General features: G+C 63.0%; 14 protein-coding genes. 5 read left to right on the forward strand and 9 right to left on the reverse strand.

Annotated features, from left to right (window positions below):
- Positions 1-89: 89 nt before the first annotated feature.
- Complete coding sequence (locus QM716_RS15000; protein ID WP_283304853.1) at positions 90-1,691, reverse strand: MFS transporter; 1,602 nt, start codon at positions 1,689-1,691, stop codon at positions 90-92.
- 68 nt (positions 1,692-1,759) lie between these two features.
- On the opposite strand from QM716_RS15000, the gene QM716_RS15005 reads away from it, so the two are divergent.
- The gene (locus QM716_RS15005; RefSeq protein WP_283304854.1) at positions 1,760-2,335 is read left to right on the forward strand and encodes a TetR family transcriptional regulator; all 576 of its coding nucleotides are present in this window, start codon (positions 1,760-1,762) and stop codon (positions 2,333-2,335) included.
- 3 nt (positions 2,336-2,338) lie between these two features.
- On the opposite strand, the gene atzF is transcribed toward QM716_RS15005, so the two are convergent.
- The 6 genes from atzF to QM716_RS15035 all read right to left on the reverse strand — a co-directional run bounded on the left by atzF (position 2,339) and on the right by QM716_RS15035 (position 8,528).
- Positions 2,339-4,048 carry an allophanate hydrolase gene (gene atzF / locus QM716_RS15010; protein ID WP_283304855.1) on the reverse strand — a complete coding sequence of 570 codons (1,710 nt, stop codon included), beginning with the start codon at positions 4,046-4,048 and terminating at the stop codon, positions 2,339-2,341.
- A 16-nt stretch (positions 4,049-4,064) separates the two neighbouring features.
- On the reverse strand, positions 4,065-4,754 hold the full coding sequence (locus QM716_RS15015) for a GntR family transcriptional regulator (protein WP_283304856.1): 690 nt from the start codon (positions 4,752-4,754) through the stop codon (positions 4,065-4,067).
- A gap of 88 nt (positions 4,755-4,842) precedes the next feature.
- On the reverse strand, positions 4,843-5,376 hold the full coding sequence (locus tag QM716_RS15020) for a carboxymuconolactone decarboxylase family protein (protein ID WP_283304857.1): 534 nt from the start codon (positions 5,374-5,376) through the stop codon (positions 4,843-4,845).
- Positions 5,373-6,179 carry an SDR family NAD(P)-dependent oxidoreductase gene (locus QM716_RS15025; protein WP_283304858.1) on the reverse strand — a complete coding sequence of 269 codons (807 nt, stop codon included), beginning with the start codon at positions 6,177-6,179 and terminating at the stop codon, positions 5,373-5,375. The genes QM716_RS15020 and QM716_RS15025 overlap by 4 nt, the downstream gene beginning before the upstream one ends.
- Positions 6,180-6,275: 96 nt before the next feature.
- Entirely contained in the window at positions 6,276-7,529 is a 1,254-nt protein-coding gene (locus tag QM716_RS15030; RefSeq protein WP_283304859.1) for an MFS transporter, read from the reverse strand.
- A gap of 9 nt (positions 7,530-7,538) precedes the next feature.
- The gene (locus QM716_RS15035; RefSeq protein ID WP_283304860.1) at positions 7,539-8,528 is read right to left on the reverse strand and encodes an LLM class flavin-dependent oxidoreductase; all 990 of its coding nucleotides are present in this window, start codon (positions 8,526-8,528) and stop codon (positions 7,539-7,541) included.
- A gap of 227 nt (positions 8,529-8,755) precedes the next feature.
- Between QM716_RS15035 and QM716_RS15040 the strand changes: the two genes are divergently transcribed.
- From QM716_RS15040 to QM716_RS15055, 4 genes are read left to right on the forward strand one after another with little or no spacing between them, the layout of a single operon-like run.
- Positions 8,756-9,385, forward strand: a complete 630-nt coding sequence (locus QM716_RS15040; protein WP_283304861.1) for a SipW-dependent-type signal peptide-containing protein — start codon at positions 8,756-8,758, stop codon at positions 9,383-9,385.
- A gap of 22 nt (positions 9,386-9,407) precedes the next feature.
- On the forward strand, positions 9,408-10,010 hold the full coding sequence (locus QM716_RS15045) for a hypothetical protein (RefSeq protein WP_283304862.1): 603 nt from the start codon (positions 9,408-9,410) through the stop codon (positions 10,008-10,010).
- 10 nt (positions 10,011-10,020) lie between these two features.
- The gene (locus tag QM716_RS15050) at positions 10,021-10,629 is read left to right on the forward strand and encodes a signal peptidase I (protein WP_283304863.1); all 609 of its coding nucleotides are present in this window, start codon (positions 10,021-10,023) and stop codon (positions 10,627-10,629) included.
- Complete coding sequence (locus QM716_RS15055) at positions 10,626-12,089, forward strand: hypothetical protein (protein WP_283304864.1); 1,464 nt, start codon at positions 10,626-10,628, stop codon at positions 12,087-12,089. The genes QM716_RS15050 and QM716_RS15055 overlap by 4 nt, the downstream gene beginning before the upstream one ends.
- Here the strand turns inward: QM716_RS15055 and QM716_RS15060 are convergent, their stop codons facing one another.
- Both QM716_RS15060 and urtE read right to left on the reverse strand, forming a co-directional pair.
- A complete protein-coding gene (locus tag QM716_RS15060; RefSeq protein WP_283304865.1) occupies positions 12,090-12,779 on the reverse strand; it encodes a GntR family transcriptional regulator in 690 nt (229 codons plus the stop codon).
- Between the two features lies 1 nt (position 12,780).
- Positions 12,781-13,473, reverse strand: a complete 693-nt coding sequence (gene urtE / locus QM716_RS15065; RefSeq protein WP_283304866.1) for an urea ABC transporter ATP-binding subunit UrtE — start codon at positions 13,471-13,473, stop codon at positions 12,781-12,783.
- Positions 13,474-13,475 lie beyond the last annotated feature (2 nt).

Below are 13,475 nucleotides of genomic sequence, written 5' to 3' on the forward strand. Positions count from 1 at the left end.
ACCGTCCAGAAGGTCATGACACATGAAAGTGTCCACGATGTCCTGACACTTCACAAGTAGTGGGAACTACCAAAAAGGCGCACAGGGGTTTACCCCATGTGGACTGCACCCTCGGCGGGCAGATCACCCTTCTTGGCGCGGACCAGTACCAGCACTACCGGTGCGATGATCGCCAACAGGATTGCCGCCCAACCGAATGCGGCAGAGTATCCGGATACCTCGGCGCCGAAGAAGTAGTCCGTCATCGAGGCGACGAAGTCCTGCACTGGCTGGGGGAGTAGCGCCAATTGGTCGCCGGTCGGGACGGTCGCGTTCGACATGTCGACGGGCATGCCTTCGGGAGGCGTCGGCATCGCGTTGTCTGCACTGAAGGCGGACTTGGCCGAAGCGTAGATCGTGGTGAACAGTGCGGTGCCGAGCGCGCCGCCGATCTGCAGGGTGGCGTTGACCAGGGCGCTGGCAGCGCCGGCGTCGTGGTCGGGAACACCGATCAGTGCGAGGTTCTGCATCGGCACCATCAGCAGGCCGAGTCCGAAGCCGAAGATCGCGAGGCCGGGGAACACATGGGTCCAGTAGGAGCTGTGTACCTCGATCTGCGTGAGCATGAGCAGTCCTACCGCCGCCACCAGCGGTCCGGCGACCATGAGCGGCTTGGGGCCGATCTTGGTGGACAACTGTGCTGCGATGGTCGACGCCAAGACGATGAAGAACGCCATCGGCAGTGATCCGACGCCGGCCATGACCGGGCTGAACCCGAGCACGATCTGCAGGTAGAACGTCAGGTACAACGTGCCGCCGAGCAGGGCAGCGCCCACCAACATGGAGCCGATCAGAGCAGCGCCGCGATCACGATGCCACGGAACGCTCAGCGGCAGAAGCGGATTCTTGCTGCGGCTCTCGACGACCACGAAGATCACGAGGAAGACCAGGCCCAGTGCGATGAACAGCAGAGTGTCAGCCTGACCCCAGCCGTGCTCGGCACGGGTAAATCCGTACACCAGTGAGCCGAGGCCCAGGGCGATGAGAATCGCGCCGGGAAGGTCGTAGCTCGTGTCACCGTGCGCCTTGGTCTCCTTGACGATCGGGACGGCTGCAGCGATGGCGATCAGAGCGATCGGGATGTTGACGAGCAGGCACCAGCGCCAGTCGACGTACTGCGTCAGCACTCCGCCGAGGAGCAGGCCGATGGCAGCGCCACCGCCGGAGATTGCGCCGTAGACCGCAAAAGCCTTGGCGCGCTCCTTCTCTCCGATGAAGGTGGTGGTGAGCATCGACAGTGCTGCAGGCGCGAGCAGGGCGGCGAAGACGCCCTGGCCGGCGCGGGCGATGAACAGTTCGATACCGCTCTGCGCGATGCCGCCGATGCCGGAGGCAACCGCGAAGCCCGCCATGCCGACGATGAAGGAGCGCTTGCGGCCCCAGTAGTCGGCGATACGTCCGCCGAGGAGCAACAGCGCACCGAACGCCAGGGCGTACGACGTGACCACCCACGCGCGGTCCAGGTCACTGATGCCCAGTTCCTCCTGGGCCGCTGGTAATGCGATCGAGACGATGGTGCCGTCGAGCACCACCATGAGTTGAGCGAAGGCGACGATGCAGAGCACCAGCCAGCGACGTTGATGATTCGGATTCTCGGAGGCGGCCGGGATCGGTGGCAGAGTGCCGCCGTCGACGTGGGACGTGGTGGTCATTCGAAAAAGGTATTCCAGCCCTCTCGGGTGAGTCAAACGAAATAGTTCGTTCGGTTACCATCATCACTATGGCTCCCACTGATGTGACCGCGACGAAACAGCGAATCCTCGACGCTGCGCAAGAAGAATTCGGCACCTACGGGCTTGCCGGTGCGCGCATCGATCGGATCGCGAAGAACGGAAACGCCAGTAAGGAGCGCCTCTACGCCTATTTCGGCGACAAGGTCGCGTTGTTCCACGCGGTGCTCGACGTCGACTTCGAGCAGGCGATGGAGTCCATCGAGTTCACCGGTGAAGACATGCCCGAGCATGCCGTCGAACTGTTCGACGCCATGCTCGGCAAGCCACAGATTCAACGGATGATGATCTGGGGCCAATTGCAGGGCGAGGCACCGAGGATGAAGAAGCTGGCCGAGGAACATTCCAGTTGGGCTCCGCGAATGGCCATGATCCGCGAGGCGCAGGATGACGGCATCATCTCGAAGCACTGGGATCCCCAGGACTTGATAACAATGCTGTTCGGCCTTGTGTTCGGCTGGGTGGTGGCACCCGGCGTGGCTGACAACCAGAACGTCGATGCCGACGAGATTGCGCGCCGACGCGAAGTGTTGCGCGAGGCAGTCACTCGAATCTGCAAGCCCTAGCTGTCAGCGAGAGAGGTATGCAGCCCAACCGCCGTAGTCGGTGATGTCATTCGCGCCGACGACGGCGTCATGAGTGCAGCTGAAACCGACTGTCGTTCTGCCGTCGGATAATTCGACGCTCGTGAGCGCCATCGGCGCAGGCAATTCGGCGAGGAACGTTCCGAGACCTGCCGGTGAGATCCGGAAGATCTCGCCGACGACCGGTGCGCCGAGGCCAGGACCGCGGCGCACCAGGCCGGGCTTCGGTGGCGTCGTGTCGAGGGCGAAGAGTCTGTAGGCATCCGAGGTTGTGACGGTTTCGACGTACCGAGCGCCGAGGTCGACCAACTGTCTGTTGAGTGGTTGCCCGCGCAGGTGAGCGCCGAACACCGCGAGGTCGATTCCGGTGTTCACGAGGGTGGGTGAAGGCACACCGCCGAGTCGCGCAGCGAGGTCGATCGCGATCTGGTCGCCGAACGCGGGTACGACGAACATGACGCCGAACGGGTGATCTTCGGCAGTGCGGTGCCCGGGCGCCGCGACGGCCGCCATGTCGAGCAGGTTGCAGAAGTTGGTGAAAGTTCCCATCCGGCGGTTGATTCCGAACGTATCTTCGGCCACGGCGGCGATCGTCGGATGTTCGGTGGTAGTGGGAAGCAGTAGGGCGTCGAACCCGGCGAGGAGTGCCCGGGCAGCGGCCTTTGCGCGGGTGAGCGCGTCGAGATCGTCGACCAACTGGTATCCGGTGGGGTGCTTCGCGCCGAGCACGATGTCGGAAACCGCGGGATCGGCTCCGGCAGGATGAGTTTCGAGGAACTCGCCCGCAGCCGCGTACCGCTGCGCCACCACCGCGCCGTCGTAGAGCAATCGGGCCGCGTCGAGCAGCCCGGAGATGTCGACCGTCTCGGTCTCGGCGCCGCCGGCGACCAGAGCCGCCACGGTGTCCTGGAACGCTGCCAGGTACGACGGGCTCAGTTGCGCCAGATCCTCGATTCGGGGCACTGCGACACGGGGATTCGGCGCCGCCGCGAGACGAACATCCGAAGGCCAGACTCGGCTGCGGGGATCACGCGGTTCGTTGCCGACCATGAGTGCCGCGGCCGTGGTGGCCGATTCGAGGTCGCCGGCGAACACCGTCAGCGCGTCGTAGTCGATGCAGGCGGGAATTACTCCGTGGACGGGGATGATGCCGAGCGAGAGCTTGAGTCCGTAGATCCCGTGGAACGCTGCCGGCACCCGGCCGGAACCGGCGGTGTCGGTACCGATTCCGATGTCCACGATCCCCAGTGCGACGGCGACGGCGGATCCGGAACTACTACCTCCCGAGATCAACTCTTCGTTCCAGGCGCAGCGAACCGCGCCGTACGGGCTGCGCGTTCCGACCAGTCCGGTGGCGAACTGGTCGAGGTTTGTCTTCCCCAGGACAACGGCGCCGTGCTCGATCAACCGTGCAACGGCACTGGCCGTTTCATCCGGTACATAGGCGAATTCGGGACACGCCGCAGTGGTCGGCAGACCGGCAAAGTCGACGTTGTCCTTGACGGCGACGAGACGCCCGGCCAGGGGAAGCTGTTCGCCCGCAGCGAGTCTGGCCTCGACCGAGGCTGCGTCGGCAAGCGCATCTTCCTTGCGGCGCAACGTGATCCACACTTCGGGGCGATCTACTTCCTCGATCCGATGGAAAGCCTGCTCGACCCGGGCAGTCGGGGTGAAAACTTCTGCTGCGTTGGTCATGTGTGTGCTGCTCCGATCAGTCCGTGATGTGGGCGAGTGAGAGCGCGGTGATCGCACGGGTCACTCGGTCGAGAACGACGTCGAGAGACTCGCCGATGTGTTGGTGCAAAAGCGTGCGGGCCTCGGGCAGGTTGCCGGCAAGTAGTTCTTCGAGGATTCGAATGTGCTCCGCGATCGAGGTGTCGATGCGGCCGTTGACCATGAAGTCGTACATCCGAACGTGCCGGATACGGGAGTTCACCGACAACAGTGATGCGACCAGTTCGTTGTTGCCTGACGCCCTCAGTACAGCGACGTGGAACTCCTCGTCCAGTTCGACGAACCCGGGTTCCTGAGCCGGAGGATCGAGAGCAAGGGCACGCCACCGCGCCAACTCGCCGTCGAGAATTGTTCGATCGTGTCGGATTGTCGGATCTGCGATCGCCCGGGTAATTCCTTGTAGTTCCAGAGTGATTCGGAGTTCGTACAGATCTCGGATCCGCGGGATGCTCGGACGCACGGCGGAGAATCCGTACTCTTCCCGGCGCAGGAGTCCATCGGCGCACAGCATCGTCAGCGCCTCCCGCACAGGAGTGCGAGAGATGCCGAAACGCGTGGAGAGCTTCGGTTCCGTCAGACGCTGATCGAACCCGATGGTCCCGTTGACCAGTTCGGTGCGTAGTTCCCGGTAGACCACCTCACGAAGTGGCTCCGGTGCCGTATTCATCCCTGTCGACATACCTGTATACGCTATTGATCAGGTGTTTCGTACAGATGTCTTCGGGTTAGAGCTGAGTTACGACCGCCGTACGACTTCAGAAGAAGTCGCGCTGAACCCGCAAGGTTCCGATCGTGGTGGCCAGGCCGTCGTACTGGGTGACCAGCAAGGTGAATTCGATCAACCGACGATCGTCGAGATGCTGTGAAAGCGTTCCCCACGTGGTGTCGGTGATGTCCTTGTTGGCGACCAACTCGTCGACTGCAGTCAAGATCGCACGGTGACGTGGACTCAACTCGGAAGCGCCAGGGCCCTCGACGATACGGGCCAGTTCTTCTGCGTCGATTCCGGCTTTGCGGCCGAGCCTGATGTGGTGATCCATCTCGTAACCACAGTCCCGCAGGTGCGCGACTCTCAGGATGATCAGTTCGGTGTCGTGGCGAGAGATCTTGCCGCCGGGCATGAGTGAGCCGGAGTAGTGCAGCCAACCGCGGAAGAGTCCGCCCGTGCGCCCCAATGTGCTGAACAGATGCGCATCGGGTGCTCCGGCAGCCTTCGACAGGACACGCCAGATTCCCCAGTTGATCGGACCGAGGTCCTTGAATCGGCCGGGCGGGATGCGGGGGTTCATGCGACTCCACGGATGTGAGAGGGACGGAGGTCGATAGCTCGTTGCGCGATGTGGCGAACAGCAGCGCTGCGACGGGGTGCGTGTACGCGCGACTTCCGGCCGACGATACCGCGCTCGAACGCATCGACGGCGTCAGCGATGGTCGTGGTCCCGGAGCTGGCGAGAGTTCCGCGTGCTCCGTCGAACGACAGCGCGGTGGTGTCGGTGTCGATGTCCCCGATGTACGCGACGCCCACCTTGGTGCCGAGGTGTTTCATTTCCAGGCGCAACGCGTCTCCCAGCGCTTCGACGCCGGAGCGCGAAGCACTGAACGGTCCGCGAAACGGGTGCTTGGCGGCGCCGTGGGCCGAGGCGACAACCAGGGCGTAACCGTTTTCATGACTGATGTGGGGACCGGCTGCGCGCAGGGTGTAATACGTGCCCATGAGATTGACTTCGACCGCGCGGCGCATGTCAGCAGGGTCGCCACCGAGGATCGACGAGTTCGCCTCGACGCCGGCATTGGCGACGACGACGTCTATGCCGCCCAACTTCTCGGCTATGTAGTCGACGCCGCGAGATACCTGCTCGAGGTCGGCGACGTCGCACAACTGCCAGGGCGCGCGGCCGCAGGATGTGGCGACTTGTTCAAGAAGTTCCGGCTCGAGGCCGAGGAGTCCCACGGACGCACCGCGGTCGTACAGGCGTCTGGCGAGCGAAGAACCGATATTGCGGGCGGCACCGGTGATCAGAATGCGCCGACCCGTCAGGTCGTCCGCACTACTCTTGGCCGATTCGGCCTTGCCCGCCTCGCTCTTGCCCATTGCTGTGTCCCTACGCAGTTACCTTCTGGTCCTCCGACGCTAACACCGCCGAGTAGCTGCGACTGCAAGTACCGCCAACTCTGTCCGAATGGACGCTCAGACCGATGTGGCTTCGAGACGCGGATGTGACGCGGAAGCCTGTGTCGACCGCAATCGGCGGAAACGGATCACGGCAACGGCGGCCGCAACAGCAGCCAGGATCACCAACGGTAGTGACGGACCCATCGTGGGTTCGATGACGACCAGCAGCACCGGTAGTCCGAATCCGAGATAGGTGCCGACGTAGAAGATCCCGGTCAAAGCGCCCCGAGAGGCCGGGGGAGCGAGCGACTCGAGATCGAGTAGGCCTTCACGCAGGCACAGTCCGTAGGCCGTACCGAGGACAAGCGCGCAGACGATGAACAACCCGAGCGCGGGGTGCGCCCCACCGACCGCGACCAGGCAGTATCCGAGCGCTGCGAGTGCGGCGCCGACCGTGCCCGCCTGGGGACCCCAATTGCGATGGCGCGCAACGGTTTGAACCAGGATCCCGGCACCGAGGGTCAACGCCGCGGCGAAACCAGGAAGGAGTGGCCCGGAGTAGCGGTCGCTGAGCCTGGTAGTCATGGTCACGAAGGAGACTGTTGCACTGGCAAAAACCCACGGAGCCAACGGAAGTGCCCAGAACAGAGCAGATGCGACGGAGCGCTCCGCGCCGTCTGGCGCAGATGCGAGGGAGCGCTCCGCGCCGTCTGGCGCACATTTGACCGACTGCTCAATGTCGTCGGGAACGGGTGTGAAGGTTGCCGCTTTTGCGGGAGCAGGAGTACGACTCCACACAGCCGCCGCGGCAACCGAACCAACCGACAACACGGCCGAGACGACAAAGGGCGTGGCGAGCGGGAAGGCGGCAAATTGCGCCAACAGACCCGAGAATAGCGGTCCCAGTGCAAAACCCGAGGTAAGTATGACGCCCGCCATCACGGTTCCGGATTTGCCGCGAAGGTCGGCCGCCCACGCGGTACCGGCGCCGATTGCCAGACCGGCACCGATACCGACAACGAGGCGTCCGACCATGAGTCCCGGCGCGTCGTGCCAGAGAAGAAGAACCAAGGTTCCGAGCGAGGCTATGAGCGCACCGGGCAGGACAACGACAGCTCGGCCTACGCGGTCCGACAACGCACCACCGGTCAACAGGCCGGGTAGGAGTCCGAGCGCGTAGATGCCGAAAACGCCGTCGAGCACGGTGTGTGAGAGGCCTTCGTCCACCCGGAGAACCGGGATGAGCGAGGCAAAGTGGTTGGCGGCCCAACCCGTCGAAAGTAGAACGGCCAGTACCGAGATGAACCCGCGACGGGAAGGATCGCCCATACCGGCAGCTTAGGCGGGCACCAGATCGCTCACGTCGGCGAGGAGTTCGAACGTGCGCAACCATGCCTCGCGGTTGGTGCCGGTCGACACTGTGATCAGCTCGTCGGCCTGCGCATGCTCGGTGAACTCGTCGAGGTAGGCGCGGACCTCCGTGGGCGTGCCGATGGCGCTGTACTTGGTCATCTGCAGAACCTGCTGGCCGGCGGGGGAGTCGAGCAGCATGTCCGCTTCATCGTCCGTGAACTTGCGTCCACGTCCGAGAAGGAGGCTGACTCGCGAACGCTTGGCCGCGAGAAAGTCTCGCTGAGCCTGCTCATGCGTGTCGGCGGCGATGACGTTGACGCCGGCGATGACGTACGGCTCCGCCAATTGCTCTGACGGCTTGAACTCGCGTCGGTAGATCGCAACGGCATCGCGCAGGGCGTTGGGGGCGAAGTGCGAGGCAAATGCATACGGCAGGCCGAGCATCGCGGCGAGCTTGGCGCCGAACAGTGACGATCCGAGTATGTAGAGCGGAACGTGAGTGCCCTTACCGGGAACGGCGTTGATTCCGGGGACGCGTGACGTGTCGCCGAGGTAGCCCTGAAGCTCCAGTACGTCCTGCGGGAAGCTGTCCGAAGAACTCGGGTCGCGTCGCAAAGCCTGCATCGTCTTCTGATCACTGCCGGGCGCACGGCCGAGGCCGAGATCGATGCGACCCGGATGCAGAGTCTCGAGCGTGCCGAACTGCTCGGCGATCGTCAGCGGTGCATGGTTAGGGAGCATGATCCCACCGGCGCCGAGGCGGATTTTGCTGGTGTGTGCGGCGACGTGGCTGATCAGAACACTCGTAGCCGAGGACGCGATGGAACCCATGTTGTGGTGCTCGGCGTACCAGATTCGCTTGTAGCCCCACTCCTCGGCGCGCTGCGCCAACGTCACGCTGGCGTCGAAGCTGTCTTTGGCGGTTTCGTTGTCGCCGATGTGGGCGAGGTCGAGGATGGAAAGTGGGACGGCCATGAATGTGGTGCCTTTCTCAGCGAATAGAACGCAAGTGTCGTTGGAAGGTGCAACCATCTGGCCGGCTTTCCTATTTCCGCCTGGTCAGCGCCTACGGAAGGCTGCGAGGCGGAGAAAGCGTCAAGCCTTTGTCACAATTTCGGTCATTTCGGATATTTCGGGTGAAAGTGGGGGCTAGATTTCCCGAATCGGAGGTTCTTTCGCATTCCAAGTGAATCGAGACCAGCATGACCACTGATCGGAAGGCCGTAAACAAGCGCAAAGTACGTGCATTACTTGCCGGAGGACTTGTCCTCGGTATCGGCGCCGCCGTCACCTTGGCGGCGTGGACAGACAACGTTTTTGGTGACGCTCAGTTCCAGACTGGAAGTTGGAACCTCCAAGGCAGCTTCGACGGACTGACGACCTGGGGTGAGTACCAGGTCGACGCCTCCGCCGGCCACTTCGCATTCAGCACTGGATTCGCCGCACTCTCGCCAGGAACGACGGTGTATGCACCGGTAGCGCTTCGGATCGGTCCCACCGCCAGCACTCTCGGTGCGACGGTACAACTGCTCGGTGCGACAGGCGGCGATGCCGTACTCAAACCTGCCCTGCGGTACTCGGTGTATCGAGGTGTTCCCTCCGCGACCTGCACTGCGGCGGGAATTGGGGCAGGCACAGCATGGGTGGGCACGACAGCTAGTCCCGTGGCCTTGACGGCAGGTTCGGGTTCGGATGTCACCTTGCTGGGCACGGGTGTGCCGGTCGAACTGTGCTTCGCGGTCACGCTGCCTGCCGGAGTCGACCCTTCGATCGTGTCGGGCACGGACACCGGGCGCTTGCTCTGGCAGTTCACCGGCCAGTCCACCCCCTGACGCCTGAGTGGTCACACGGCGAATGCGTCAGGTGTACGCACTGGCGGCCTCGGGGATCGTCCTGGGTATCGGTGTAAGCACCGTGGCTGCAAGTTGGGTGGACAGCACGATGGGAGATGCATCGTTTCGCACCGGAACATTCGGAATCGAGTCGAACGTCGGCGGTGGATGGTCCTCGCATTCATCGAGTGCCCCTGGCGTTTTCACGTACACACCATCGGCGCTCCTGATTCGCCCCGGTGCGTCCTCGTACGGCCCGATATCTCTTCGAACGGTGCCGGTCTCGCCGGCAGCATCCGTCACTCTGCAGGCGGCCACGGTTGCCGGCGACTCCACTCTGGCGTCGGCGCTGCGGTATCGGGTGGTCAAGTCGACCACCTGTGATGCGTCAGCCTTCTCTACGGGAACACCACAATTCGTGGTGGGAAGTGCGACGGTGTTTCCGTCGCTCTCAACTGGTTCCGCAGTCGGGGCCATCGCGCTACCCACCGGTGGAGCGTCCCCGGGCGCTGCGGTGGCGCTGTGCTTCGAGATTTCACTGCCCGGTACCTCGGTCAATTGGAGTAACTCGGCGTTGATCGGTAAAACGGCAACTCCCACTTGGCAGTTCAGTGCAACACCCTGAAGGAGCTGCAATGCCAACACGTGCCCGGACAACACATGCCCGGACGAAGAAGCGTTCGGTCCCGACGATCATAGGGGACTGCATCCTTCAGGTTCTCGCGGCCGGTGGGGTCGCTTGTATCGCTTTGGTGATCTGTGCCTTTGCATTCGACATCACACTGATCATGTTCAAGACGGGCTCCATGTCGCCGACCATTCCGACGGGTTCGCTCGCCGTTGTGCGCGAAGTACCTGCGGATTCCGTCGAGGTGGGCGACGTCGTCACCGTCGATCGGGGAGGGTCCGAACTGCCGGTGACCCACCGGGTCGTCTCCGCTCGTACCCAGGACAACGGCATCACGATTCTCGATCTCAAGGGTGATGCCAACGCCTCGGCTGACCCCGCGGTTTACGAGGTCACCACGGTTCGGAAGGTGCTCTGGCACGTTCCGGGATTGGCGCGCGTGATCGTCTACTTCTCGAATCCTGTTGTTCTGGGGGCGATCACGCTGACCATGGCCACTTTGGTGGTCGCGGTATTCTGGCCGCGCAATACCGATGACGACGCTGATGCCGACTCGGCCGACCCGAAAACCGAACCCATTCAGGTTCTTCTACCGCCGGGCGGCGGTAGGCAGTGAAGCGTCGCCACCTGTTCTCAGTCGTCGTATTGGCAGTTGCGGTATTTCTGGGCTCCGGATTTTCGGCTCACCCACTTCTGGGCGAGACCGAAGCGGCGTGGACCGACTCGGAGTACGTGACCGGCCCGATTTCCACCGGAACCTGGACAACCAGCGGGTACGGCAGATCGACGTCGGGCAAAGGAACAGCGACCGGCGGATTGATAACTCTCGGAGGAAATCTCGGCGGTTCGTTGATCGAACATCCGACCGTGCAAACTCAACTCGCGCCGGGCAAAACCACGGGGACCGTTTCGTTGGCGGACAACTCCGGTGTATTGCTGGGGTTGCCCGCACTCAGCCGCACGGGTAGCGCCGTTCAGTGCGCCGCGTATCTCGTAGGAGCGTCGGCATCGACCCCTTGTGGAGCGGCCGGGTCGGATGCGGACGCGGAAACTACCTCTACATTGGGTTTGCAATTGAATCTGCTTTCGGTACTGGGGATCACGTTGATACCGGCGGACGCGATCACGAGCACGAGCGTCAAGACAAACGCACGCTGTGCGAGTACGTCGGCGGCTACTGACCAGCCGACGGGAACCGTGAAAGTCGGCGGCGCCGCGGTTGCCATCCCGGCGGTGGGTGCAAACGGTTCGGCCACGTCGACGTCGCCGACTACTGCCACCTTCGTGATGGCGAATGTTCCACTGCTCGCGCGGGTAGAAGCGCGCTTCTCGAACATCAAGGTCACCAGTACCCGAGCGGCATCCGGTTCCGCGCCTTTTGTTGCTTCCTCCGCTGTTTCGGTGAGTTTCACTGTTGAGGCCGTAACCGTCGCATTGTCGATCTTGGGTGAAGGACTGGTCACAGTCATCCTCGGATCGACGAACATATCCGTTAATCTGTCGGCCGCTCAGTGCGGACTCGATTCTTCACCCCCGGTGACGCCGCTGAGCCTTGTCACCGGACAGGCAGCGCGAGTCGCCGAGCCGACATCGACAACATCGACAGATGTTCCCCTGTCGACCACGCCGCCTACGGGAACGACGACTCCTGAACCTTCGACGCCTGAATCTACGACGCCTGAACCTACGACGGGTGAACCCACCAAAACATCTGCGCCTACGGCCACAACCACCAGTACGGCCACGACCACCACCGCTGCGGCAGCGACCACGATGCCGACCAGTCCACCGCTCACCACGTCGACGCAGGTGGATCCAAGCGGGACGGTAATTCACGGGCCCGTCGATTCGAGCATCTCCGCCTTCACTACGGATGACGGACTCACCTGCGAAGTTGCGCCTGATGCGGACTACGCGAGCGAAGTTGCAGTCGAATGCTCGGACGGCACAACGGGTACGGTCCCAGGCTCTGAACTCGGTCCGAAGCCAACCGTACCGGGGGAGTCTCTGCTGATCCCGCTGACGAGAGACCACGTCACCGAAGTCGTCACCCTCGAGTCAGCGACACGAACCTGATCAATTCCGCACGGCATTGGCCATAGCGGCTAACGAGAGGGCTTGCCGAGCACGGTCGAGTACAACCGTGCGAGAAATGTCGATGTGCGACACCAGTGCCTCGTGTGCTTGCGGAATCTTGCCGTCCAGAACCAGTTCGACGACGGAGATATGTTCCTCCACGGTGGCCTTCATACGGTCGGGAGTCAGGTAGTCGAACATCCGCACGGGGCGCAGCTTCGAGTTGACTGCCTGCAGTGCGTCGACCAGTGCGTGGTTTCCGGACGAGGCGAGGAGCGCTATGTGAAACTCCTCGTCGAGCGTCACGAAACCGGCGTCCGGCGACGGCATCTGTTTGCGAAACGCGTACCACCTGTCGAGTTCGGAACCGAGCTTGTCTCGATCATGGACGGGGGCTTCACCGTCGAGCACCCGCCGAAGCCCGTGCACCTCGAGAAGTATGCGCAGCTCGTAGAGGCCACCCAACTCGTCGAGGTGCGGTCGGTACGGAAAGAGGCCGTGTTCGTCGCGTTCGACGAGCCCGTCGGATTCCAACTTTGCGAGCGCCTCGCGGACCGGTGTTCGCGAGACGCCGTAGAGATGAGCCAACCGTTCTTCGCCGAGTCGTTCGGATGGCGCAATCCGACCCGACATCAGATCGTTCCGGATCGACCGGTAGACCTGCTCGCGCAGCGGCGGCCGCACACTCATGTCAGATTGCCATCGCTCGACGAACCGCTTCGGTGGACGTGGTGCCGCCCTCACCGGTCGAGGTCACGTGTCCGGCCGCGAGAATGCTGTAATGCTGCGCTGATTGGAGCGCGAAACCGATGTGTTGCTCCACGAGGAGGACACCGAGATCGCCTCGCTCGGTGAGTTCCATGACGGTCCTTTCTATCTCGGCGACCACGTTGGGCTGAATTCCCTCGGTCGGTTCGTCCAGGATGAGGATCTTGGGTTCGGTGATCAGTGCGCGAGCGATGGCAAGCTGCTGTCGCTGCCCACCGGAGAGAAGCCCGGCCCGTCGATCGAGCAGCGTGGTGAGTGCGGGAAACAGATCCAATGCCTCTGCGATGAGTGCTTTTCCGCGTTTGCGCCCGTCGGCGACCACTCGAAGATTCTCGGCAGTCGTCAGTTGTCCGAACGACTGCTGACCCTGCGGTACGTAGGCGAGTCCGCGAGCGACGCGGGCGCTCGGTCGTAGACCGGTGATGTCCTCACCGTTCAGAAGTACCTTTCCCCGTGTGGGTTTGATCAGTCCGACGGCGGCGCGCAGCAATGTGGTTTTACCCGCACCGTTGTGACCCATGACTGCCGCAACCCCGTCGCCGGGAACCAGCAGGGAAACGCCGTGGATCACTTCGGTACGTCCGTAGCCGGCGCGGATGTCGACGAGTTCGAGCATGA

The organism is Rhodococcus sp. IEGM 1409 (assembly GCF_030056735.1).
Classification (GTDB): Bacteria; Actinomycetota; Actinomycetes; order Mycobacteriales; family Mycobacteriaceae; genus Rhodococcus_F.

Coding starts and splice junctions, on each gene's coding strand:
- QM716_RS15000 (WP_283304853.1), bottom strand. CDS start 1,691: ATGACCACCACGTCCCACGTCGACGGCGGCACTCTGCCACCGATCCCG.
- QM716_RS15005 (WP_283304854.1), top strand. CDS start 1,760: ATGGCTCCCACTGATGTGACCGCGACGAAACAGCGAATCCTCGACGCT.
- atzF (WP_283304855.1), bottom strand. CDS start 4,048: ATGACCAACGCAGCAGAAGTTTTCACCCCGACTGCCCGGGTCGAGCAG.
- QM716_RS15015 (WP_283304856.1), bottom strand. CDS start 4,754: ATGAATACGGCACCGGAGCCACTTCGTGAGGTGGTCTACCGGGAACTA.
- QM716_RS15020 (WP_283304857.1), bottom strand. CDS start 5,376: ATGAACCCCCGCATCCCGCCCGGCCGATTCAAGGACCTCGGTCCGATC.
- QM716_RS15025 (WP_283304858.1), bottom strand. CDS start 6,179: ATGGGCAAGAGCGAGGCGGGCAAGGCCGAATCGGCCAAGAGTAGTGCG.
- QM716_RS15030 (WP_283304859.1), bottom strand. CDS start 7,529: ATGGGCGATCCTTCCCGTCGCGGGTTCATCTCGGTACTGGCCGTTCTA.
- QM716_RS15035 (WP_283304860.1), bottom strand. CDS start 8,528: ATGGCCGTCCCACTTTCCATCCTCGACCTCGCCCACATCGGCGACAAC.
- QM716_RS15040 (WP_283304861.1), top strand. CDS start 8,756: ATGACCACTGATCGGAAGGCCGTAAACAAGCGCAAAGTACGTGCATTA.
- QM716_RS15045 (WP_283304862.1), top strand. CDS start 9,408: ATGCGTCAGGTGTACGCACTGGCGGCCTCGGGGATCGTCCTGGGTATC.
- QM716_RS15050 (WP_283304863.1), top strand. CDS start 10,021: ATGCCAACACGTGCCCGGACAACACATGCCCGGACGAAGAAGCGTTCG.
- QM716_RS15060 (WP_283304865.1), bottom strand. CDS start 12,779: ATGAGTGTGCGGCCGCCGCTGCGCGAGCAGGTCTACCGGTCGATCCGG.
- urtE (WP_283304866.1), bottom strand. CDS start 13,473: ATGCTCGAACTCGTCGACATCCGCGCCGGCTACGGACGTACCGAAGTG.